Origin of the sequence: Serratia sp. root2 (assembly GCF_031931805.1) — a bacterium.
GTDB lineage: Bacteria > Pseudomonadota > Gammaproteobacteria > Enterobacterales > Enterobacteriaceae > Serratia > Serratia inhibens.
In genome coordinates this window covers 584,665-606,654 of record NZ_JAUJXB010000001.1, presented here as the reverse complement: position 1 = coordinate 606,654, position 21,990 = coordinate 584,665, and the positions used below count along the sequence as shown (strand labels likewise).

At 53.2% G+C, this 21,990-nt stretch carries 21 protein-coding genes; 7 read left to right on the top strand and 14 right to left on the bottom strand.

Features of this window, described 5'->3' with window-relative positions; genetic code table 11:
• Positions 1 to 20: 20 nt before the first annotated feature.
• Positions 21 to 1,676 carry a methyl-accepting chemotaxis protein gene (locus QZQ97_RS02835; RefSeq protein WP_442995185.1) on the bottom strand — a complete coding sequence of 552 codons (1,656 nt, stop codon included), beginning with the start codon at positions 1,674 to 1,676 and terminating at the stop codon, positions 21 to 23.
• Positions 1,677 to 1,933: 257 nt separating this feature from the next.
• On the opposite strand from QZQ97_RS02835, the gene QZQ97_RS02830 reads away from it, so the two are divergent.
• Positions 1,934 to 2,137, top strand: coding sequence for a hypothetical protein (locus QZQ97_RS02830; protein WP_311992163.1), 204 nt, complete (start codon positions 1,934 to 1,936; stop codon positions 2,135 to 2,137).
• Positions 2,138 to 2,237: 100 nt separating this feature from the next.
• Here QZQ97_RS02830 and cheW read toward each other — a convergent pair whose 3' ends face one another.
• The 6 genes from cheW to flhD all read right to left on the bottom strand — a co-directional run bounded on the left by cheW (position 2,238) and on the right by flhD (position 7,694).
• Positions 2,238 to 2,738, bottom strand: a complete 501-nt coding sequence (gene cheW / locus QZQ97_RS02825) for a chemotaxis protein CheW (protein WP_004946138.1) — start codon at positions 2,736 to 2,738, stop codon at positions 2,238 to 2,240.
• A 32-nt stretch (positions 2,739 to 2,770) separates the two neighbouring features.
• Positions 2,771 to 4,744 carry a chemotaxis protein CheA gene (gene cheA / locus QZQ97_RS02820; protein ID WP_311992162.1) on the bottom strand — a complete coding sequence of 658 codons (1,974 nt, stop codon included), beginning with the start codon at positions 4,742 to 4,744 and terminating at the stop codon, positions 2,771 to 2,773.
• Positions 4,745 to 4,748: 4 nt separating this feature from the next.
• A complete protein-coding gene (motB, locus tag QZQ97_RS02815) occupies positions 4,749 to 5,714 on the bottom strand; it encodes a flagellar motor protein MotB (protein ID WP_311992161.1) in 966 nt (321 codons plus the stop codon).
• Positions 5,711 to 6,601 (bottom strand): flagellar motor stator protein MotA, encoded by an 891-nt coding sequence (gene motA, locus QZQ97_RS02810; RefSeq protein WP_006319154.1) that lies wholly within the window; start codon positions 6,599 to 6,601, stop codon positions 5,711 to 5,713. The genes motB and motA overlap by 4 nt, the downstream gene beginning before the upstream one ends.
• Before the next feature lie 158 nt (positions 6,602 to 6,759).
• Positions 6,760 to 7,344 carry a flagellar transcriptional regulator FlhC gene (flhC, locus tag QZQ97_RS02805; RefSeq protein ID WP_158586339.1) on the bottom strand — a complete coding sequence of 195 codons (585 nt, stop codon included), beginning with the start codon at positions 7,342 to 7,344 and terminating at the stop codon, positions 6,760 to 6,762.
• Positions 7,344 to 7,694, bottom strand: a complete 351-nt coding sequence (gene flhD, locus QZQ97_RS02800; RefSeq protein WP_006319158.1) for a flagellar transcriptional regulator FlhD — start codon at positions 7,692 to 7,694, stop codon at positions 7,344 to 7,346. Before flhD ends, flhC begins: the two co-directional genes overlap by 1 nt.
• A 1,442-nt stretch (positions 7,695 to 9,136) precedes the next feature.
• Here flhD and ydgT point away from each other — a divergent pair.
• From ydgT to QZQ97_RS02785, 3 genes are all read left to right on the top strand, one after another.
• Positions 9,137 to 9,352: a transcription modulator YdgT gene (gene ydgT, locus QZQ97_RS02795; RefSeq protein ID WP_006319160.1), complete on the top strand. Its 216-nt coding sequence runs from the start codon at positions 9,137 to 9,139 to the stop codon at positions 9,350 to 9,352.
• A gap of 152 nt (positions 9,353 to 9,504) precedes the next feature.
• Positions 9,505 to 9,924, top strand: coding sequence for a universal stress protein UspC (gene uspC, locus QZQ97_RS02790; protein WP_311992160.1), 420 nt, complete (start codon positions 9,505 to 9,507; stop codon positions 9,922 to 9,924).
• A gap of 172 nt (positions 9,925 to 10,096) precedes the next feature.
• A complete protein-coding gene (locus QZQ97_RS02785) occupies positions 10,097 to 11,131 on the top strand; it encodes an NADP-dependent oxidoreductase (protein ID WP_311992159.1) in 1,035 nt (344 codons plus the stop codon).
• Positions 11,132 to 11,191: 60 nt separating this feature from the next.
• Here QZQ97_RS02785 and pcp read toward each other — a convergent pair whose 3' ends face one another.
• The 3 genes from pcp to kynA all read right to left on the bottom strand — a co-directional run bounded on the left by pcp (position 11,192) and on the right by kynA (position 13,305).
• Complete coding sequence (gene pcp / locus QZQ97_RS02780; RefSeq protein ID WP_311992158.1) at positions 11,192 to 11,839, bottom strand: pyroglutamyl-peptidase I; 648 nt, start codon at positions 11,837 to 11,839, stop codon at positions 11,192 to 11,194.
• Positions 11,840 to 11,945: 106 nt separating this feature from the next.
• On the bottom strand, positions 11,946 to 12,416 hold the full coding sequence (gene sbmC, locus QZQ97_RS02775) for a DNA gyrase inhibitor SbmC (RefSeq protein WP_311992157.1): 471 nt from the start codon (positions 12,414 to 12,416) through the stop codon (positions 11,946 to 11,948).
• A 46-nt stretch (positions 12,417 to 12,462) separates the two neighbouring features.
• Positions 12,463 to 13,305 (bottom strand): tryptophan 2,3-dioxygenase, encoded by an 843-nt coding sequence (kynA, locus tag QZQ97_RS02770; protein ID WP_006326156.1) that lies wholly within the window; start codon positions 13,303 to 13,305, stop codon positions 12,463 to 12,465.
• 435 nt (positions 13,306 to 13,740) lie between these two features.
• Between kynA and QZQ97_RS02765 the strand changes: the two genes are divergently transcribed.
• Positions 13,741 to 14,091, top strand: a complete 351-nt coding sequence (locus QZQ97_RS02765) for a hypothetical protein (protein WP_311992156.1) — start codon at positions 13,741 to 13,743, stop codon at positions 14,089 to 14,091.
• 468 nt (positions 14,092 to 14,559) lie between these two features.
• Here the strand turns inward: QZQ97_RS02765 and umuC are convergent, their stop codons facing one another.
• A complete protein-coding gene (gene umuC / locus QZQ97_RS02760) occupies positions 14,560 to 15,828 on the bottom strand; it encodes a translesion error-prone DNA polymerase V subunit UmuC (protein ID WP_311992155.1) in 1,269 nt (422 codons plus the stop codon).
• A gap of 606 nt (positions 15,829 to 16,434) precedes the next feature.
• Between umuC and oxlT the strand changes: the two genes are divergently transcribed.
• Positions 16,435 to 17,691 (top strand): oxalate/formate MFS antiporter, encoded by a 1,257-nt coding sequence (gene oxlT, locus QZQ97_RS02755; RefSeq protein WP_311992154.1) that lies wholly within the window; start codon positions 16,435 to 16,437, stop codon positions 17,689 to 17,691.
• Positions 17,692 to 17,740: 49 nt separating this feature from the next.
• On the opposite strand, the gene dsbG is transcribed toward oxlT, so the two are convergent.
• Positions 17,741 to 18,502 (bottom strand): thiol:disulfide interchange protein DsbG, encoded by a 762-nt coding sequence (gene dsbG / locus QZQ97_RS02750; protein ID WP_311992153.1) that lies wholly within the window; start codon positions 18,500 to 18,502, stop codon positions 17,741 to 17,743.
• Between the two features lie 216 nt (positions 18,503 to 18,718).
• Here dsbG and QZQ97_RS02745 point away from each other — a divergent pair, with 216 nt between their 5' ends.
• On the top strand, positions 18,719 to 19,213 hold the full coding sequence (locus tag QZQ97_RS02745; protein WP_311992152.1) for a thioredoxin family protein: 495 nt from the start codon (positions 18,719 to 18,721) through the stop codon (positions 19,211 to 19,213).
• A 101-nt stretch (positions 19,214 to 19,314) separates the two neighbouring features.
• On the opposite strand, the gene QZQ97_RS02740 is transcribed toward QZQ97_RS02745, so the two are convergent.
• On the bottom strand, positions 19,315 to 20,100 hold the full coding sequence (locus QZQ97_RS02740; RefSeq protein WP_311992151.1) for an Lnb N-terminal periplasmic domain-containing protein: 786 nt from the start codon (positions 20,098 to 20,100) through the stop codon (positions 19,315 to 19,317).
• Positions 20,101 to 20,105: 5 nt separating this feature from the next.
• Positions 20,106 to 21,506, bottom strand: coding sequence for an HdeD family acid-resistance protein (locus tag QZQ97_RS02735; protein ID WP_311992150.1), 1,401 nt, complete (start codon positions 21,504 to 21,506; stop codon positions 20,106 to 20,108).
• Between the last annotated feature and the right edge of the window lie 484 nt (positions 21,507 to 21,990).

The window sequence follows — 21,990 nt, the reverse complement described above, 5'->3', positions numbered from 1 at the left end:
GCGAGGAGGCCCAATGCCGGTTAGAACGTTTCCCAGTTATCCTGCAGATCGCTGGCGTTCGTTTTTTTATGATTGAGTACCGGGGTAACGGCCGTTTTGCCGGCGGGCATTTTGAATTCGTCCTGGCCTTCCGTTTTCAGTCGGAATACCGCTACCGATTGGGTCAGCATGCTGGCTTGCTCTTCCAATGCCGCCGCCGCAGAAGCGGACTCTTCGACCAGCGAGGCGTTTTGCTGGGTGACGCGATCCATTTCCGCCACCGCCTGGCCGACCTGGTCGATACCGCGGCTCTGTTCGTCGGACGCCGAGGCGATTTCACCCATGATGTCGGTGACGCGGGTGACCGCATTGACGATATCGCCCATGGTTTCACCGGCGCTTTCCACCAGCACCGAGCCCATGTCTACGCGGCTGACGGAGTCTTCGATCAGGCCCTTGATTTCCTTCGCTGCCTGCGCGCTGCGCTGGGCCAGGTTACGCACTTCACCCGCTACGACGGCAAAACCACGGCCCTGTTCGCCGGCTCGCGCCGCTTCTACCGCCGCATTCAGCGCCAGAATGTTGGTCTGGAAAGCAATGCCGTCGATCACGCCGGTAATGTCGGCAATTTTCTGCGAACTGCCGGCAATGTCGTGCATGGTCTGCACCACGTTGGCCACTACTTTACCGCCCTTCTGCGCGGTTTCGGAGGCGCTCAGCGCCAGTTGGCTGGCCTGACGGGCGTTTTCGGCGTTCTGTTTCACCGTGGCGGTCAACTGCTCCATGCTGGCGGCAGTTTCTTCCAGCGAGGCAGCTTGCTGTTCGGTACGGGAAGAGAGATCGTTATTGCCGGCGGCAATTTCGGAGGCGCCGCTGTAGATGGCATCGGCCCCCTGACGCACGCCGCTGACGGTCTCGATCAGTTCGCTCTGCATGTGTTTGAGGCTGGCGGCCAGCACGCCCATTTCATTACGGCTGGTTACGGCGATCGGTTGGGTCAGGTCGCCGGCGGCAATCATTTTGATGTGCTCGATCATGCGGTTCAGCGGGCGCACCAGAATGTGGTGAATGCCGCTCCACACCAATACGATCACCGCCAGCACCACCAGCAGCACCACCGCCAGCGTCCAGATTGCGAAGCTGAACGAGTTGTTGCTGTCTTCCACCGCGCTTTGATAGAGCTTGTCGTTTTGCGCCAGGTAGGTGTTGTAGATATCTTCGAACGCGTTCTGATAGCTTTGCGTCGGCTGGTCAAAGAAGGCGTTGATCTTGCCTTCGCCCAGCAGTTGGACCAACTCGGACAACGCGCCGTGCAAAATACCGTATTGCTGTTTGAGCTTTTCGGCAGACTGCGCGTCCTGGCGAGGGTTTAGAGGGATTTTGTCATAAGCGGCATAATGTTGTTCCGCCACCAGCAGGTTGTTCTTGGCCCCAGCCAACAGTTCGGTAACGCTGGCGCCGCTGCCAATCTTATTGGCATCCATCATGTAGCGGATCCCGGCGCGGTTCAGCGTATTGCGAGCCTGCAGCAGGTTAACCCAGCTTTCGTTCAAATCGGACTGCTGCTGGCGAATGGTCTGCAAAACGGTGAAGTTTTCTTTGTCATTCTTCAGTGAGGAGAAAAAGAGCCCGCCCGAGACCAGCTGCAAGGCGCCAAATAACACCAGCACCAGCAACAGGCTGGTGACCACCTTCATACGATTAAACATGTTTTCCCTTGTTGAAAGCCCGCGCGGACAGGCCCGGAGTCTGTTGATTGACAGAGTTATCGGCGCGAGGGAGCAGAACTTTATGCAAGGAGGTAACTATTTTTGGTTGGTTTTTTGGGCGCAGCATCCGGCGCCCCCACGGCGAGATCAATTGCCGCTATTGGCTAGTCATAGGTGGGGGCTTGGTTCGCACGCATGCCAGGCGTAATATCCTGTCATCCCAGGGAAGCATTTGTGAGGACGAGATGGAGAGTCGACGAATCAAACGGGCGGCGTGGGTATTTGCAGGGTTCTTGATCGCCAACCTGTTGAGCAGCCTATTGAGCTCAACGACGCAGATCAGCCTGTTGCGCAGCGCCACGGTTGCGGCGCTGTTCGCTGCCGGCTATCTGCTGGTGACCAGTCGCGGCTGGAAAAAATACGTGCTGCGGTTGAAGGATATCGATTAGTCGGGCAGCCCTCCCGGCTTACATCATCAGGCGCTACCCGTTTTTTGCGCAGCATGCGGCAGAGATCAATTGCCGCATGCTGAACCCGTATCATCGTCAATCAGGCGCTTTTCGCCACGCTGTCGACCAGCGACATCTCTTCGCTGCTCAGCAGCTTTTCGATATCCACCAGAATCAGCATGCGATCGCCCAGCGACCCCAGGCCGGTCAGGTATTCGGTGGCCAACGTTACGGCGAATTCCGGTGCCGGGCGGATCTGTTCGGTGGTCAGCGACAGCACGTCGGATACGCCATCAACCACAATCCCCACCACCCGCAGGCCAAAGTTCAGCACGATCACCACGGTGTTTTCATCGTAGGACACGTCCTGCTGGGCAAACTTCACCCGCAGATCGATAATCGGCACAATCACGCCACGCAGGTTGGTGACGCCCTTGATAAAGGCCGGCGTATTGGCAATGCGCGTAACCTGATCGTATCCGCGGATCTCCTGCACCTTGAGGATATCAATGCCGTATTCCTCGTTACCCAAGGTAAAAATCAGGAACTCCTGCCCTACCGTTTCGCCAGCCAGTTTGCTGACGGTTGCCAGTCCTGCCATGTCATTCACCCTTTAAATCAATAGATTAATTATTATGCAGCCGCGTCCGTCTGACGCTGCTCGCGGTTCAGGGTTTGCAGCGCCGAGACATCGACAATCAGCGCCACGCTGCCGTCGCCCAGAATGGTTGCGGCGGAAATCCCCGGCACTTTGCGATAGTTGCTTTCCAGGTTCTTCACCACCACCTGATGCTGGCCGATCAGTTGATCCACCAGCAACGCATAGCGGCGGCCGGCGCTTTGCAGGATCACCACAATGCCCTGAGTGGCGTCGGTTTTGGCGCCTGCCACCTCGAACACCCGGAACAGCTCCACCAGCGGCAAATATTCGCCGCGCACCTGCAACACCCGTTCGCCACCAGCCAACGGATGCAGGTCTTCGGCCTGCGGCTGCAAGGACTCCATCACCGCGTTGAGCGGCAGGATAAACACTTCATCGTTCACCTTGACCGACATACCGTCGAGGATCGCCAGCGTCAACGGCAGCAAAATGCGAATGGCGGTGCCCTTGCCTGCCTGCGAATGGATTTCTACATGCCCACCCATTTCCTGAATATTTCGCTTCACCACGTCCATGCCGACGCCACGGCCGGACACGTCGGTCACCTGTTCTGCGGTGGAAAAACCCGGTGCGAAGATCAGCATGCCGACCTCTTCATCGCTCATGCTGTCGCTGACCGCCAGCCCCTGCGACGCCGCCTTGGCGAGAATTTTTGCCCGGTTCAACCCGGCGCCGTCATCGGTCACCTCAATGCAGATATTGCCGCCCTGATGCTCCGCCGACAAAACCAGATTACCCACTGCCGATTTACCGGCGGCAACGCGCGTGGCCGGATCTTCAATACCGTGATCCAGGCTGTTGCGCACCAGGTGCGTCAGGGGATCGATAATGCGTTCAATCAGGCTCTTGTCCAACTCGGTAGAACTGCCCTGCAACTGCAGCTCCACCTGCTTGTTCAGCTTGCCTGCCAGATCGCGTACCAGGCGCGGGAAGCGGCTGAACACGTATTCCATCGGCATCATGCGGATCGACATCACCGACTCTTGCAGATCGCGCGCGTTACGTTCCAACTGGCTCATGCTGTTGAGCAGATCGCCGTGGTTGACCGGATCCAGGCTACCGGAGCGCTGCGCCAGCATCGACTGGGTGATCACCAGTTCTCCCACCAGATTGATCAATTGGTCGACTTTTTCCACCGCCACGCGGATGCTGGTAGATTCGCCGGCCTTGGCGCGTGCTTTCGGCGCTTCGGCAACCGCAGGCGCCGGTTTGGCTACCGACGGCTCTGCGGCCTGAACGGCAACGGGCTGTGGCGGCTCCGGCGGCAACTCAGCCGGCAGCGGCGTGGCGAAGCTGATTTGCTCCGGCTCCAGCACGAAACACAACACCGCGCTGATATCCTCTTCGCGGGCGGAGGTCAGCAGCGTCACTTCCAGGCTGCTTTCGGTCTGCTGCGGATTTTTCACCTCGCCCAGATTGCCCAACTCTTCCAGCATCAGCGGGATTTCATTCGGCTTCAGGCCACTCAGGCAAACCCGCATCCCGCCTTCTATCGCCGAAGGCGCGGCGACGGCGGTTTCCGGCAACGCAAGCGCAGCGGGAGCATCCTGCTGCTGTGCGTCCAGCGCAAGCTGCCGCAACGCCTGACAGATATATTCAAAGCTGTCGGTATCTGGCTTTTGCGACGTTTTATAGGCGTCCAGTTGCTCCTGCATAATGTCTTTGGTTTCCAGAAACAGGTTGATAATTTCAGTGCTCAGGCTCATCTCCTGACGCCGCGCACCGTCCAGCAAGTTCTCCAGCAGATGGGTGGTTTCCTGTAGCACCGAAAAGCCGAAGGTCGCCGCGCCGCCCTTGATAGAGTGCGCTGCGCGGAAAATGGCGTTCAGCGGCTCAATGTCCGGAGCCAGCGGATCCAGCTCCAGCAGGTGTTGCTCCATGTCGGCCAGCAGCTCATCTGCTTCATCAAAAAAGGTCTGATAAAAAGCGCTAATATCCATGCTCACGGGGTCACCTCTGCTGTGAGTCGCTGTTAGTCGGTGAAGGGACAGCCACCGGCTGCTCCGGGGTGATAAGGGTGGCCGGGGCCGTCGCCGACGGTGCCAAAGGCTTCAGGTCTACCGGCCGGGCGACGCCCATCGCGTTGCTTTCGGCATTTTCGTGTTCAATGCCCTGCTGGGTTTGCTTGTTCAGCACCAGCACGGTGATGCGACGGTTGATGGCATCATCGGCGCCGTGCTGTTTCAGGCTCATGGTGGCGGCCATGCCCACCACGCGCAGCACTTTGCCCTCAGACAACCCACCGGCGATCAGCTCCCGCCGTGAGGCGTTGGCACGATCGGCTGACAACTCCCAGTTGCTGTAACCGCGCTCGCCGGTGGCATAGGGAATATCATCGGTATGGCCAGACAGGCTGATTTTATTCGGCAGATCATTCAGGATCGGCGCAATCGCCCGCAGGATGTCGCGCATGTAGCTTTCCACCTGCGCACTGCCGGTTTTGAACATTGGCCGGTTCTGGCTATCGATGATCTGGATGCGCAAACCTTCATCCATCATGTTGATCAGCAGATGCGGGCGCAGCGCTTTCAGGCGCGGGTCGGACTCAATCAGCTCATCGAGTTTTTCCCGCAGCTTGTTGAGGCGCAGTTCTTCGTCGCGCTTCTCCAGCGTCTCGATCTGTTTTTTCACCAACCCATCCTGCTGGGTGGGGTCATCCCCACCCCCTGGGATCGGGCTGCTCTCCGAACTGCTCTTGTCGCCGGTGGTCAGCGCCACCTTCAACGGCGTGCGAAAATATTCGGCGATTTGCGTCAGCTCCTGCGGGCTGGCGATAGCCAACAACCACATCACCAGGAAGAACGCCATCATGGCGGTCATAAAGTCAGCATAAGCAATCTTCCAGGAGCCACCGTGGTGCGCCGCCTGATGCGATTTGCGTTTCCTGACCAGAACAACCGGGTGATTCTGCTTCATACCTGTTCTTCTTCCGTCGCCTGCTGCGCCGGCGCTTTCACGCGGCGCACGTGCTCTTCCAGCTCAACGAAGGACGGTCGCTCGGTGGTGTACAGCGTTTTACGGCCGAATTCGACCGCAATCTGCGGTGCATAACCGTTCAGGCTCGACAGCAGCGTAACCTTGATGCACTGCATCATTTTGACGTTTTCCGCGCTTTTCTGCCGCAGCAGGGTTGCCAACGGCGAGATGAAACCGTAAGCCAGCAAAATGCCGAGGAAAGTGCCGACCATCGCGTTGGCGATAAGCGCCCCCAGCTCGGCCGCCGGGCGATCGGCCGAGGCCAGCGCATGCACCACGCCCATTACCGCCGCCACAATGCCGAACGCCGGCAACGAGTCGCCGACCATCGCCAGGCTACCTGCCGGTACCTCGCTTTCCTGTTCGAAGGTTTCGATCTCTTCATCCATCAGCGCTTCAATCTCAAACGCATTCATGTTGCCGCTCACCATCAGCCGTAAGTAATCGGTAATAAATTCCACCAGGGTGTTATCGGCAAGGATGCGGGGATAATTAGAGAAAATTTCACTTTCCTGCGGGTTATCGATATCGAACTCGAGGGACAGCATGCCCTGCTGACGGGATTTGGCCAGCAGCCGATACAACAGCGCCATCAAATCCATATACAGATCCTTGCTGTACTTTGAACGACGCATCAGCTTGGGAATGGCGCGCAGAGTGGATTTTATCGCCTTACCGTTGTTACCTACGATAAAAGCCCCGATGCCTGCACCGCCGATAATCAAAAACTCCGCCGGTTGATAAAGCGCACCGAGATGGCCCCCCACAATCAGGTACCCCCCAAAGACCGCACCCAATACCACGAGATAACCCAAAATAACTAACACACGCATTCCTTAAATTAACAATGTGGATGGAAGGTGGGATAAGCGCGCTTTTGAGCCGCAAGGCCGCAGCAGGCCAGGCTGCGCCTACGGGTTCGGTATGCCGAACCCTGCGTTTCACAAGTCTGTTCAGATCTGGATGAACCGGCGCTACCGCCGGCTCAAATTGCGCGTTTAACCTGCTCGTCCAGCAGTTGAGGAATAATATCGGCCAGTTGCGGCGAAAGTTTACGTCTTTTTACTGCGCGGGAAGGGGGCTGGCATAAACTGCAAACAAAACTGTTCAAGGGTTGGTGTGCGTGGGTGATGAAAGTGCCGCCGCAGCAGTTGCAAGCGGAGAGCTGCAACATGCCGCTATCGACGAAGCGCACCAGCGTCCAGGCGCGGGTCAGCGCCAACAACGGCGTCTCCCCCGGCTGGTGCGGGCATTGCTCCAGATACAGACGATAGGCTTTGATCACCGCCTCAACGCCGGTGCAATGTCCGCTCTTCATCAAGAAACTGTAGGCGTTGTAAAACATGGACGAATGGATGTTCTGTTCCCAGGTCATAAACCAGTCGGTAGAGAACGGTAACATGCCCTTCGGCGGCGGGCTGCCGCGCAATTCCTTATAGAGTTTGATCAAACGCCCGCGGCTGAGCTGGGTTTCACTTTCCAGCATCTGCAAACGCGCACCCAGCGTAATCAATTCCATAGCCAGCTGAATGTCCTTGGCTTCCTGAACAATACTTTTCTCTACCATCATCAGGCTCTTTTCTTCGTCGCACTACCGTTTTTATCCGATAGTTCTTGCAGTAAATGGCTTGATAGCAAAATGCCCGTATGGATTTGCTGCAGATCGTCCACGCGTGACTCTTTCGTCAGGCGCTCGATGGTATGGCTTTCGTTAAAACGGAAGTGACAGACCAACTGGTTAGTCTCAGCCAGTTTGACCATTTGCGGTAACGTGAGTTGAGCGAGCGCGTCGGCCATGGCTTCGTCGATACCCAGACGGAACATTGCCGATGCTTTTTCATCATTAATCAGACGCTGTGCTAAAAGTAAATATGACAAATTTATGTCATAAATATGCTTAAGTAATTCAGACGTACCCATATTCCCCATCCCGACAGACTATGTTTAAAAACATACGCTGGGTGATAATTTTTATCGCCCGTGACCTGGGTTTGTTCCCGAAGTTGGCAAATGAATCCCTGAATAACGGCCGTTATAAATTTTTCAACATCTCTAAATTCGGACCATCATTCAGTATTTGAGACGTGCGTAAACCAACGTGTATGGATGTACAGCATTTTGCTTCGATAGTGTGTAGTCACCATGAAACTATTTTTACAAAATTAATAAGATTATTCCTAAAGCAGCGCAACTCTACCCCCGAACCATTAGCACACACAATGTAAGTGAGAGGCAATTTTAAATACAATGTGATGTAGATCACAAAAATAAAAAATAATTAAGCCAAACACCCTCTTATTCGGCCATTTTTCAACCGTGTTTTCGCTCAAAAAGCCGCCATAAGTAAAAAAACGTCTTAAAAACAATGTATATAAGCCAAAAATATATCATTTTTAGATCAATTCGAACAAAAGCATTACCAAACCAAAATAACAGAACAAAAATCTGCTCGCAGCCAACAAACACAGTATAAATAACCGTTTAATTAACAATAAACTATCAACACCAATAAAGTAACTCATGGAAACTATAAGGATATGAGGTTTCAGATTTGACTTAAAAAACGGCGGATTGCCTGTTTTAATTTTCAGCGAATGGGTATATTAGGTTAACAAGGGCTCGCTTAGGTTGTGAACAAGAAAACAGAGGTAACGATATGTTTCTCGATAAGCAGAGCTAAAGCGACAAGCCTGGGTTTATTTTTATTAAAGATCTCCCCAATACGTTTTATCGGCAGCAATAATTAAAACTTTAATCATTTTTTCTTCATTGGCGAAAAAGCTTAAATCTCAGCGGCGCCGCTTTTCGATAAAACTTCACAACGTATTTTTGGTAGCCCAATAAAAAACGCAGGTTGGCTTTTATTTTTGCTCACCGGATTATCTGTTTCGTCATTCACTACCGCCGGAGAACCCACGCATATAGCGCCGGTCATATCGCCATCGCCAGAGGTGGGAGGATTGAAGATTCCCGGCGGAACTTTCAGATGGATACGGCCGCCCGCCGAAGAGGTTCAGCATGGCGCAAAAAAATCCCCGCCAAAGGGTGGAACTCAGCCTTACCCCCCCGGTTTGCTCACAAGCGTGCTGTCCCTTGTTCCCTTGACGTCGACGTCCTCCCCCTGCAATCTGAGACTTTCCCTAATTCGTGTCTTTAGCGACAGGATGGCATTGCCGATACCGCGTGGGCATATTATTATTCTTAGCGTAAAGGCGCGGGTAACGCAGCCGATTATTACCCTATTGCAATTTATTTATTTGAAATTAATTTTCAGGTCGCACATCACGCTTTTGGCGCAGCCCTGCATGACAGCGTGATGTTTCTTCGTCCGGCTACAACTATTGACAGGTTATATTTTAATCATGACTGATACCTTCGATTACCTGATGACGTTCCGCAAGTGCTCCAGTTTGGACAGCGTGGAAAAAGTGTACGACAAGCTTAACTACTCCATTGATAATGATATTGAAATCAGCAATATGTACCGCGCAGCCGATCACCGTCGCGCCGAGCTGGTTGCCGGTAAATTGTTCGACTTGGGCAAGGTGCCAAAAACGCTGTGGGCGCAGGTGTTTTAATTTTCCGTCATTACGCGCGAACGCCCCTTTATCTTTTATTGCTAAATAACGGCAATAATCTCCGATTTATTGTCGCGCGTGATACAAACCACATTTATCAAATGCATCAGGCTCTACTCTATTACCCTAAGTAGGGGAAACGGGGGTGGAAAATGGGATATCAAAACGTTCTGGTTACTGTCGCCGTGGCGGCTGACAGCCACCGCCTGGTTGAAAAAGCCGTCTCCATCGTGCGCCCCGCTAACGGTAAAATCACTCTGCTGAGCACGATTGCCAATCCGGAAATGTACAATAACTTCGCCGGGCCGATGTTGGGCGATCTGCGGGCACTGATGGAAGAAGAGACGCTGCTGTTTATGGAGGAGCTGCGGCTGCGGGCCGATTATCCCATCACCGAGACGCTGATCGTTCATGGTGAACTTAGCGACAGCCTGAGCTACGCCCGCCAGCGCCAGCCGTTTGATCTGGTGATTTGCGGCAACCACAGCGACAGCATGATGAACAAAATCTCCTGTTCTGCGGCGCGCTTTATCAATACCAGCCGTATCGACGTGCTGATCGTTCCGCTCTGATACCCGAAGGTTTGATTGCAAGACCGCCGCTACGGCGCTCTTATTTCGTCATCACGCGCTTTTGACTCTGCGATAGCCCCTGTCGATTTAAGGGATGCCTAAGCACATTAGGCCATTTCCCCTTGCCGATGATTGACTAGACTTAGGATTCTGTCCGCATAAGGAGTTCCTGATGTCTCAATCCGAACAACAAAATCGCCGCATTCTGCTGGCTTCACGTCCGCACGGTGAACCTACCGCAGACAATTTCCGCCTGGAAACGACGGATATACCTCAACCCGCCGCCGGCCAGGTGCTTTTACGCACCGTTTATCTGTCGCTTGATCCCTATATGCGCGGCCGTATGAGCGATGCCCCGTCTTACGCTCCGCCGGTGGAGATCGGCCAGGTCATGGTCGGCGGCACGGTGTCGCGCGTTGTTGCATCGCAACACCCGAATTTCAAACCCGGAGACTGGGTGTTGGGCTACGACGGCTGGCAGGATTATGCGCTGTCTGACGGCAGCGGCTTACGTAACCTCGGCGCGCAACAAACGCAGCCCTCCCGCCTGCTCGGGGTCTTGGGCATGCCGGGCTTTACCGCTTATATGGGCCTGCTGGATATCGGCCGGCCGCAACCCGGTGAAACCCTGGTGGTTGCCGCAGCCAGCGGCGCCGTCGGTTCGGTCGTTGGCCAGGTAGCCAAGCTGAAAGGTTGCCGTGTGGTCGGCGTGGCGGGCGGTGCGGAAAAATGTCGCTATGTGGTAGAAGAACTGGGCTTCGATGCCTGTGTCGATCACCGGGCTGCCGACTTTGCCGAACAACTGGCCGCAGCCTGCCCACAGGGTATCGACATTTATTACGAGAACGTCGGCGGTGCGGTGTTTGATGCGGTGATGCCGCTGCTGAACGCCAGAGCGCGTATTCCGGTCTGCGGCATTATCGCCCACTATAACGCTACCGATTTACCCGACGGCCCGGATCGCCTGTCGATGCTGCAGGGACTGATTTTGCGCAAGCGCATCCGCATGCAGGGTTTTATTATTTTCGATGACTACGGTTCGGAGTATGGAGACTTCCTGCAACAGATGGGGGAATGGGTCGGACAGGGCAAAATCAAGTTCCGCGAGGATGTGGTCGACGGGCTGGAAAATGCGCCGCAGGCGTTTATCGGCCTGTTACAGGGCAAAAACTTCGGCAAGCTGGTGATCCGCGTCGCCGACGAGTAACCGAAAGCCAGGGCGCAGTTCCAGTCTGCCATGCCCTGGCGTTACCTCAATGCCGCTGTCTCAGTGCAGCGCGCCGCCACCGATCGCCAAGTCTTCTTCAACCGTCAACGTGGTATGCACGATGCTGCGCACCGCATCGATCATGGTCGCTAACGCCATGCTCGGTTTACCCGGATGATTGACTGCCAACTCATGGCTGTATGGAATGTGAATAAACCCGCCTTTTATCGCCGGATGATGGCTGGCAATGTGGTGACTCAGCCCGTAAAAAAGCTGGTTGCAATTATAGGTACCGGCAGTATGGGACACCGCCGCCGGAATACCTTGCCGGCGCAAATTCTGCACAATCGCCTTCACCGGCAGCGTAGCGAAATAACCGACCGGCCCGCCCTCTACCACCGGTACGTCTATCGGCTGTTTACCGGCGTTATCGGGAATGCGGGCGTCGATCAGATTGACGGCCACCCGCTCAACGGAGATCTCCCCGCGCCCGCCGGCCAATCCCAGACATATCACTGCAACGGGATGCAGTTCTTCGATCGCCGCAATCAGCTGTTGGTTGGACAGCCCCAACACGCAGGCAAGCTCGCGCGCCACGATTTCCGCACCGGCGATATGTTCCCCTGCCAAAGCCTGCGCAACCTGCCATGACGGGTTTACGTCGTCGCCATCAAACGGCTCGATGCCGGTCACCAATACCCTCTCCATCGTCACACCTTATGCCGCGTTTAAATTCACAGGGTATCAGCCTAAACGAGGCAAAATGATTATGGAAATATGTTATCCGCATATGCCGGTGCGCCGGGGCCTGCGGTTATATCTTCTTCACCGATTGATAAATATCGAGATCGAAATAACCATCGGCTTCGCAGTCGTTGAGATAGTGTTCGTAGCACACGCCCTCCGTCGGCTGATAACCGCTGGCCGGCAGTTCCTTTTGATAGAAATCGCCCCATGCCCGCTCAAAATCGCCGTCGGTAATGCGGACGTGATAAATCCCGTAGAGGCCGGCCGGCAGCGTTTGCAGCGCAAATCCCTCACTGCCCGGCGTCGGGAGCGTAAAATCGCTCGCCACGGTAAACACCACATCGGCCCGCAACCGTTCTGGCGCGACCTCAGCCGGATCGTCCCAGTACAGCACCAGCCATTTGCCTGGCACAATACCCTGTTGCCGTTGCCAGGCCATCAACCGTTCGAGGCCCAAAGGAATGGTCTGCGGGTAAGGCCCGACCACCCGCACACCCGCCACCTGTTCTGCTGCCCTATCCTCAATTCTTATCGCCATCACGATCTCCTTGCCAAAAGATTACGCCCTGGTTTCCGCACACCCGCTAGGCGCCAATTTCGGTGCGCACATCCAGCAGTTCGGGGAAGAAGGTCAGATCCAGCGCCTTTTTCAGGAAACTGACGCCACTGGAGCCGCCGGTACCCGATTTGAAACCGATAATGCGCTCCACCGTCTTCATATGACGGAAACGCCACAGGTGGAAGCTTTCTTCTATATCCACCAGCTTCTCGGCCATTTCATAGGCTTCCCAGTATTTTTGCGGGTGGTCGTAGATCTCTTTGAATGCCGGCAACAGATTTGGGTTGCGCTGGTACGGCTGCGTCCAGTCGCGGTCGATACATTCCTGCGGGATCGGCAGGCCGTGGCGTGACAGGTAGAGCAGGTATTCGTCGTACAGGCTTGGCGCCTCGAGGATCGCCTTCAGCGCCGCGTGTTTTTCCGCATCATTACTGAATACCGCCAGCATGGCCGCATTCTTGTTGCCCAGTAAAAACTCGATGGAGCGATACTGATGGGATTGAAAACCCGAAGAGTTGCCCAGCACGTCGCGAAACTCTACATACTCCGACGGCGTCAGAGTTTCGAGCACCGCCCATTGCTCAAACAGCAGCCGCTGGATCTGTTTGACCCTGGCCAGGATCTTGAAACAGTGGCTGAGCTTGTCCTGCTGCACCAACGCCCGTGCCGCTTGCAGTTCATGCAGCATCAGCTTCATCCACAACTCAGAAGTTTGGTGCTGCACCACGAACAGCATTTCATCATGATGCTGCGGGTTGGACAGCGGATGCTGGCAATCCAGCAACTGGTCCAGGCACAGGTAATCGCCGTAACTCATGCGTTTGGAAAAATCGGTGACAATCGCGCTTTCTAATTCTCGTTTGTTCATCAGTACTCTCCGCGGTACCACGGCCGGAAGCGGCGTGGAACGTGCTGCAAAGAGAAAACAATAGTACAGAACCCTCACGCCCGAAGGACTATAAACGAGAGTTGCCTCGCAGATCTCGGTCATGACGAGGCTGGGGTAATCCCGTATGGCTAAAGGTACGGAAGGCACATCATTCCCGGCGCAGAACGCGGGCGCAAGAAGCCGACAAACAACGGAAATCAATAACAAGTTGAGCAAAAATATTAAAGATTAATTATACCGATTAAGCTTACGAGCATTATTTAATATTTAAACTTACGCCAATCAATAACACAATTCGCTTGCTGACCCACCTTAATAAAATAACGCTTGATATGATGAGTGCGATAAGTTAATAATTAACCACCTTACAGAGGTCAGCATTAAAATAAATCATATATTCAAAAGGAGTTGGTTATGGAAATAGTTGATGCAGTTTGGTTAGACTCTATCGCCGGCGGTCGCGGTAATAATGGTGGCGATCGTACCGACAATGGCGGAAGAAATAAGGGTGGAAGTCGTTCCAACAACAAGAGTGGTTCAGGTAATTACTACGCCAACAATACCTCGGCAGACTGTATCAATGGGATGGGCGTTGGTGCGGCATTGGGCGTATTTGGTGGATTACCCGGTGTGGCTGCCGGATTGATTGGCGGCGCGATTACTGGAAAATGTTTCCAGGACACCAGTAAAGGCGGTGGCAACGTAGGAATGGGCAAAGGTGGCAACAAGTGCGGGACAAGCTCTGGCGGTAGTTGTTCCTGGTAAGCGTTAAGCTAAAGAAAATAACAATGGTTTCAATTAGCGCTTCCGTTGCCATCGGAAGATTTTTGTATATTGTTATCAAGTTCATTTTTTGAAAATGTCATGTATAAGATTAACCTGTTCATTTTGAACTGTAATACCTAAATCGCCAGGGAATTTATTAATTAAAGACGGCAGTTAACACCTGCCGTCTTATCGATTAGCAAAGAGTTATATATGGATAAAATTATCAGACCCATAATCATATTTTTCGCCATACTTTCCATCTCCCCTTTCCTTAGTGGTGCCGGAGTGATGGCCCCTGGTCTGGCGTTCTCCGCACCCGCGGGCCTATCCAAATTTATGATTACCCTCGCCACCGGCTACTTTTTTGTTTCTTTATCCTTAAAGATTTATGAGTTCTTAAGAAAAAAGTAAATTCATATCACAGCAATTTTAAGACGCAATTCCCTGCTCCATATTGGGCCGGGTTCAACCTATCCTGACTCTGAGAATATCGCTAAATTTAGTGGTATAGGCCGGCGAGAGCATCTTACGCTTCATCTGCCACGGCTTGGCGATGCCTTGCCCGGCAAACCAGATGCGGCCGCGCCCTTCCCGGTTGAGCTTGTCCAGCGTCGCCATCAGTTGGCCGCTGTTGCGCCGTGGCGGACAGTCGTCGAACAGGTCAATTTGCGCCATGGCACCTGCGCTGAAATCCCCCAGTATTACGCCGCCTTTCAGGTAACGGTGCCCCTCCCGCCAGATGCTTTCCAGCGCACGCACCGCCATGGCGATAATATCGCGGCTGTCGTTGCTCGGCGTTTGCAGCCGGGCGGTGCCCAGGTTGCTGTAGTAACCCTCACCTGCGGAATGCGGGCTGGTCTTGATAAAGACCGACACGCTGCGGCAATAGCGTTCGTCTTGCCGCAGCTTTTCCGCCGCGCGCTCCGCATAGCTGCAAATCGCCTCCCGCATATGCGGGTAATGGGTCACCCGCTGGCCGAATGAGCGTGAACAGATGATCTGCTCTCTGGCGGCAGCCTCATCCTCCCATTGCAGGCAGGATTCCCCGCGCAGTTCACGAACCGTGCGTTCCAGCACCACGCTGAAGGTTTTGCGTACCAGCCGGGTGTCGCAGTCCGCCAGTTGCAATGCGTTCTCAATCCCCATCGCCTGCAGTTGCCGGGTCAGTCGGCGGCCGACGCCCCACACTTCTTCTACCGGTATCAATGCCAGCAGCTTGCGCTGACGGGCAGGATCCGAAAGATCCACCACGCCCCGGGTACCTGGCCAACGCTTGGCGGCATAATTAGCCAGTTTGGCCAGCGTCTTGCTCGGCGCAATGCCCACGCCGACGGTCAAATGTGTCTCCTGCAAGATCCTGTCCCGTACCTGACGGCCAAACAGCGCCAGATCGGCACAACGGTTAACACCATCCAGCCGTAAAAAGGCTTCGTCCAGCGAATAGATTTCTACCGCCGGCGCCATCTCGCCCAGAATGCTCATCACCCGATGGGACATATCGGCATACAGCGCGTAGTTGGAAGAGAAAACCGCCACGTTGCGGCGGCGCATCTCCTCCTTGATCTTGAAATACGGCGCCCCCATCGGCACGCCCAGCGCCTTGGCCTCGGCACTGCGGGCAATCACGCAGCCGTCGTTATTGGACAGGACTATCACCGGCTTACCTTTAAGATCTGGCCGAAAAACCTGCTCGCAAGAGGCATAAAAGCTGTTCACATCTACCAGGGCAAACATCGTCAGACCGCTCCATAGCAAGGGAGCGGCATGAGCGCATCGGGTTCTGGGCAACGGGGTTGACATGTCTTCATAATGCATAAATTTACTGTATATATATACAGCCAATGATAAACAAAAATCACCGCCCTGCAAGCAACTTTGCCGGCAGGATGCGGTGTGAATCGCTAAGACAATCATTTTCAGCGAAATTTGGTTTGCCTGGCACCCGTGAGCCGAAACCGCATTCGGCCTCATATGAACGCGCGGTTGGTATACAGGCTTCGCTACAGACGGTACCCCATTCAACATGCTGTTCATCATAAAGGCATGTATAACGTCACGGAGTAATCATTGGCTATTCCCCGACCTATTTAGGAATATTTATACTTAAACTATCAATTATATTAATTAATACCGCACTAACGTTGCTCATCTGCACTATACCCGTGCGAAATATCATCCATCAATTCCACAAGTATTTAATTTAAACGTATCTTTAGTCTCAAAAAACAAAACATATCACATTGTTAAATAACAACTTTATTATTTATTTTTTATTCTGGCACGCTTAATGCTCATTCATCTGCATCGGCAGATACAACACTTATATCTTGGGAGATTGAAATGACCCTAGTCAGCGAGTCAGTAATAGAAAAAAGCAATCAGCGGTGGACACAACTCCTGTTGGGATTGATCTGTATGGCGGCGATTTCCAGCCCGCAATATGTCTGGACATTATTGACCAAATCGCTGTCGGCCAAATTGGGCGTTGATCTGCCCGCGTTGCAGGTCACCTTTTCGCTGCTCATCATATTGCAAACGTTCTTCTCGCCCTTCCAGGGCAAGCTTATTGATCGCTTTGGACCACGGATATTAATCTCCATCGGCACGCTGCTTTCGGGATTTAGCTGGATTATTTCATCCCAGGTCAGCGACCTGACTGAGCTCTATCTGGTTTATGGCTGTCTCGGTGGACTGGGTACCGGCATTGTGTACATCGGCGTCGTTGGGTTGATGGTCAAGTGGTTTCCGCAACAGCGCGGCTTTGCTGCCGGAGCCGTGGCTGCCGGATATGGCATGGGGGCGATTTTAACCACCTTCCCCATCAGCATTTCCCTGGGGACCTACGGCCTGGAGCAGACCATGATGGTCTTCGGCGGCCTCTTTGCCCTGGTGGGTTTCCTGGCCAGCCAAGGGTTGAAAGTACCGGTCAATATTGGCTCGCAACCGGCCAACACCCGGCTGGAGCAGAACAAACGCCAGTTCACGTCAAAAGAAATGCTGCGTCAGCCTCTGTTCTGGCTGATGTTTGTAATGATGGCAATGATGTCCACCTCCGGGTTGATGGTGACGTCACAGATGGCTATTTTCGCGGAAGATTTTGGCATCAGTCAGGCGGTGGTCTTCGGCCTGGCGGCGCTGCCCCTGGCGTTAACCCTGGACCGCTTCACCAATGGGCTGACTCGCCCGCTGTTCGGTTTTATTTCCGATCGCTATGGCCGGGAAAAAACCATGTTTATCGCCTTTGCGCTCGAAGGTGTCGCAATGACACTGTGGCTGATGTGCCGTGAGGACCCACTGTTATTCGTTTTGCTCTCCGGGGTGGTGTTTTTTGGGTGGGGTGAGATATTTTCTTTGTTCCCTGCAACATTAACCGATACCTTCGGCAGCCAAAACGCCACCGCAAACTATGGCTGGCTTTACATGTCGCAAGGGATAGGTTCTATTTTTGGCGGCCCGTTGGCGGCGCTGCTTTATCAGCACACGCAAGGATGGCACGTTGTTTTTGGCATGGCGATTTCCTTTGATTTTATCACCGCCGCACTGGCCCTTTGGGTGCTGAAACCCTGGCGTTCACGCTTTATGCGCCAACACGGCTGATAATAAGCAGGGTGTCTGAGCCGCGGCCACCCTGCAAACGGCATGCGAACTATTTACAAGCCACAAGATTGGCCATTTGATCTTTATCCGGCAGACCGGCGATCTGTTGAAGCATGTTGGCGCGGTTCAGATAATAAATCGCCGGCGTGCCGTTGGCGCCCAGATCGTCCATCAATTTCTGGTTGTACTGAATCCGGGAAAAAATCGGCTGTGGCGTTTTTTCCAAAAGTGTCGGCTTGTTTTTGCCGCCAGACAGCTCGAAATCCTGCCAGACCTTCGCGGGGTTGTCAGAAGACAATATCGCTGCCGCATAACGGCCGCTGTCGGGCTGCATGACAGCGACCAACTGCGTTTTCATGGCGATTTTATTGTCTTTGATATAGGGCTGCACTTCCTGTCTGAACTTTTTACAGTAAGGGCAGAAAGGATCGGCAAACACGACAATCTGGCAATTTGCCTTATCGCTGCCTTCCATGATGCCTGGCGCTTTTAAGAGCGTTTGCCACATCTCCCGGCCAGCAGGGATGTACATCTCCTCTTGTATGACTTTTTCGCTCAGGTTACTTCCGTTCTCATCGTACATATAACCTGATATGGCATGTTTTTTGTCGGGGGTCAGATAAATTGTCACCCCCGTTCCTTGATATTTGCCCAGCCAACCCTGAACGCCACCTGGCGCAGTGAAGGGTTTGATGATTTCAATACCTTGTTTTTCCAGTTGTTTGACCGGTGCGGGAAGCTCGGCAGGCGTTGCAGCCTGAACCTGCGTGCCGATAAGCACAGCGGATAACGCGAGGAGGTATTTGTTCATTCTTATTTCCAGATAATGGGTACTCGTTATGGGCTTTTATATCACAAACCACCGCCCCTCCCGTCACTCGCGAAACGGCAACACTCGCCTCCATCTCATAGTAACAAATTCTCCTGCCCCATTTGGCTGAGGTAGAATGGCAAAACAGATCCCATTGACCTTTATCAATGCCAGAGTGATGTGATGCCGAGTGCCGGTTACTACTAAGGAGAATACATGCAAGATTTCAAAGCACTGCTTGATACCGCATCGGGTTACAGCGAATTTGCTGCCGGCGGAACAGAAGAAGACAGCAAGGCATTGCGACATTTTGAGGCGCTTGCCAAAGAGGCATTACCTGACGATGTCATCAGTAAGCTGTCACGGCTTCCGGGTTCGTACAGCATTCTGGTTGCAGCTGAAATGTGGTGCCCCGACTGCCATAAAAACTTGCCCGTTATCCATGCCATTGCCGCGTCAACACCGGCTATTCGTCTGGGCATCGTTACGCGCGATAAGGCGGAAGCCGTCTTTAAAGCACACTTTGGTGTCGATAAAGTCAAAATTCCGTTTGCGGTGGTACTGGATGAGAACGCGACTCCGCTGGGGCAGTTTATTGAACGACCTAAAACAGCCATCGGCAAGAATGGAGAAGTGACCGAGAGTTACAAAAACGGGGAACTTCTGGCCGATACCGCCCGTGAAGTGACCTCAATTTTCCCTCAGGGCTGAGGATCGCCAGAAAACCCGATCAAAATGTGAATCTCAACGCCAGGCAACTGAGCCTGGTGCTGGGTAACATATTCACGATAAAACCAGGGAGGGTGGCTTATTCAGCTTTCCCTCTCAACGCCCTCGCGAATCAAACGCGAAAAATCCTCATTTATCACGGCATTGTCCGGTCTTTTGATCAGGCATCGTTTTTTCAACCGTTCAAAAGACAGGCTGTTATCCAATAAGCCAAGCTCATAGATATACTTATCGGCATAGCCGCTGACCAAGACTTTCCAGCTATAACGAATGTCGGCAGAAACCGCAGTAGCATGATGCAAAATATTGCTCGTGCAGTTATTAAATAACGTGTGATAAAACTCGGGTTGGTGGCTCAGTTGATCGATACGTTGCAGATAGCCCAGAAAAAGAGTCTGGGCCGTGTCTGGCGAAATCTGAAGGGGATAAAGATACACCCGCTCTTTGCGAACATCGGTTCTGACGCCAATCAAGTCCCGTTCATCGGCAAGCACATAGGTCAACGTGTAATGTTTGAAAAAACCGCGCCAGGTCGAATATCGCTGGTCGCGGCTACGCCGCGTTTCTATCGATACCGCCAAATGGCGGCCGTCGTCGAAACCGAAGCTCAAAAACAGATGCGCAATAGCCTTGCCTGACCAATAGGAGGAGACCACATCGACCGTTTTTAACTGGCTAATATCAATTTCTGCATCGTACCAATCGGGCACATAATCGTCGCGGGTAGGTTGATATCTGAAGTTGCGAATATTGCGCAATACTATTGCGCCCTGCTCCCCCCATTCCACCTGCGGTAGCCGAGCGTATTCCAACACCCAGTCTTGTTCGTTGCTTGCCGTTGGTGAGGTCAACCACGAGAACATGGCCATAACAGCTAGTTGCCTTTGTCATTTGAGGCTTCACTGCCAGCACCTGACGCTATCGTGCCCTGCACTTTTTCATCGCGCCATTGTTTGCGCAAAGAAAACGTTTTCTTTAGGGCTCGTCGTATGGTGGTTATCCAACCGGCCGGCCGGGGGTCCGCCAACATGCTTAATGCCCGTGCGTAGTCGAGCGTCAGCCCGGGCGTCCAGGCCATCGTTTTTGCGCGTTTACGTATTTGTACCGCCACCCATAACTCCGGCGTCGTGAGAATTTTACTCAACACCCACCAGTGGCCACGCTGTCCCCATATCTTACCCACCACGCCTTCCAGCGCCGCTTCAAGCCCCCGCGCCACACTGCTTGAACAGTTACGGTGCGTAAGATTATAGGTATTGTCTTCCCGATAGATTTCCCAGAAGCGTTGCAAACGTTCGGCATCGTAGTTTCTGATCCGCACCTGCATGGTTGAAGGACACCATTTTTCGGATTCAGTCACATAATCCGGTTGAAACAGCCCTTCGACATTATTGTCTGCCGTTGCCCGCAGCAAGCGGGTAAATTGATCGGGCGACCGATCAATATCGACCGCCGGATACAGGCTGATATAGACGCCCTCCGGAGATTCCAGCGCAGCATGGCCGGTGGAAATCACCCCATTTTTATCCACCGCGGCAATATAACGATCAATGACAGGATGAGGCACTACTGCACTCTTCGAGGATCCCACAGGCGTCCAGACATGTATGGTCAGTGCAGGTTCATCGGCAGCCGGGGGGCCGTCCCATTCCGTGACCAACGGCGTGGTTTCTGCACTGCTGGCTTCCTCCGCGGCCGTATTGCCCAAAACCGCCGGGTTGACCTCCAGCTTTTTGACGCGCATCGCGAGCATAACCATATTCCACCCGCCGAATATCAACCCCAGACCTAAGCAATAAGGCACGGTGCCGACATAATGGGTGGGATAGGGTTGAAAGAAGAAAATGGCTAACATGATTTCTATTACACCGCCGGCCACCACAAACTTCCAGTTTTTATAGCGCACAACGCCGGCCGAGACGATTTGCAATAACCCGTCGGTCAAAAACAAAATGCCAAAAATCATCGATAAAATGAAATGACCATGATGATGCCCGCTCAAGATCAATAACGCGGCCAGTGAAAATGCCCCTCCTTTTACGTAACGCAAGGTACGTTGCCCGCCGATGCCGGTATGCGCGACCATCAACGTTGCCAGGCCTTCGATCAACAACAGGAAAGCGAAGGGATGCAAGGGGAAATAAATCGCGTTATCCAACGCATCGATGAAGACGATTAAACCAGCCAATACACCTAACCAACCGGCAATCATCAACCCTCGCCAGCGGTTACGCAAATAATCCACCCCCAGTAAAATCATGACCAACTGCACCATGCCTGTCACCTCTGCCCATAGTTTTTAATTATAAGATAGCTGGCCCCCCACCAGACGAGCCTTAGAGTAAACACTCTGAACAGCCCCCTTGAGTTCCAGAGACCCATGGAGGTTTTTAATTCCATTAAACCTAGCAGATGATTTATGAATGTGCTGTCGTAGGCGATCACTTCAGATAAAACCGAGGAGGAATTTACATAACTAATTGAAAATTAATTAAAAGCCAAGTTAAGGGTTGAGCATCCAAATGCGGCGCGACTTTTTAAGTCGTCCGCAAGTAACGCCTGTCTGCAGCCCTATAACCCCGATCAGAATACGCTGTCGCCACCTTCGCCCTTTAAGCCCCGATAAATTTATCCAAATATTGTTCGCCGAGTCGCAAGAAAAAATTGGACCCGGTCATCATAAAAACAATTTACCCATTATTATCAATAAATTACAAACCAGAAAGCTCAATTAATCATCATAATCTATAATCATATTC

Coding starts and splice junctions, on each gene's coding strand:
- QZQ97_RS02835 (WP_442995185.1), bottom strand. CDS start 1,676: ATGAAGGTGGTCACCAGCCTGTTGCTGGTGCTGGTGTTATTTGGCGCC.
- QZQ97_RS02830 (WP_311992163.1), top strand. CDS start 1,934: ATGGAGAGTCGACGAATCAAACGGGCGGCGTGGGTATTTGCAGGGTTC.
- cheW (WP_004946138.1), bottom strand. CDS start 2,738: ATGGCAGGACTGGCAACCGTCAGCAAACTGGCTGGCGAAACGGTAGGG.
- motB (WP_311992161.1), bottom strand. CDS start 5,714: ATGAAGCAGAATCACCCGGTTGTTCTGGTCAGGAAACGCAAATCGCAT.
- flhC (WP_158586339.1), bottom strand. CDS start 7,344: ATGATGGTAGAGAAAAGTATTGTTCAGGAAGCCAAGGACATTCAGCTG.
- flhD (WP_006319158.1), bottom strand. CDS start 7,694: ATGGGTACGTCTGAATTACTTAAGCATATTTATGACATAAATTTGTCA.
- ydgT (WP_006319160.1), top strand. CDS start 9,137: ATGACTGATACCTTCGATTACCTGATGACGTTCCGCAAGTGCTCCAGT.
- uspC (WP_311992160.1), top strand. CDS start 9,505: ATGGGATATCAAAACGTTCTGGTTACTGTCGCCGTGGCGGCTGACAGC.
- QZQ97_RS02785 (WP_311992159.1), top strand. CDS start 10,097: ATGTCTCAATCCGAACAACAAAATCGCCGCATTCTGCTGGCTTCACGT.
- pcp (WP_311992158.1), bottom strand. CDS start 11,839: ATGGAGAGGGTATTGGTGACCGGCATCGAGCCGTTTGATGGCGACGAC.
- sbmC (WP_311992157.1), bottom strand. CDS start 12,416: ATGGCGATAAGAATTGAGGATAGGGCAGCAGAACAGGTGGCGGGTGTG.
- kynA (WP_006326156.1), bottom strand. CDS start 13,305: ATGAACAAACGAGAATTAGAAAGCGCGATTGTCACCGATTTTTCCAAA.
- QZQ97_RS02765 (WP_311992156.1), top strand. CDS start 13,741: ATGGAAATAGTTGATGCAGTTTGGTTAGACTCTATCGCCGGCGGTCGC.
- umuC (WP_311992155.1), bottom strand. CDS start 15,828: ATGTTTGCCCTGGTAGATGTGAACAGCTTTTATGCCTCTTGCGAGCAG.
- oxlT (WP_311992154.1), top strand. CDS start 16,435: ATGACCCTAGTCAGCGAGTCAGTAATAGAAAAAAGCAATCAGCGGTGG.
- dsbG (WP_311992153.1), bottom strand. CDS start 18,502: ATGAACAAATACCTCCTCGCGTTATCCGCTGTGCTTATCGGCACGCAG.
- QZQ97_RS02745 (WP_311992152.1), top strand. CDS start 18,719: ATGCAAGATTTCAAAGCACTGCTTGATACCGCATCGGGTTACAGCGAA.
- QZQ97_RS02740 (WP_311992151.1), bottom strand. CDS start 20,100: ATGGCCATGTTCTCGTGGTTGACCTCACCAACGGCAAGCAACGAACAA.
- QZQ97_RS02735 (WP_311992150.1), bottom strand. CDS start 21,506: ATGGTGCAGTTGGTCATGATTTTACTGGGGGTGGATTATTTGCGTAAC.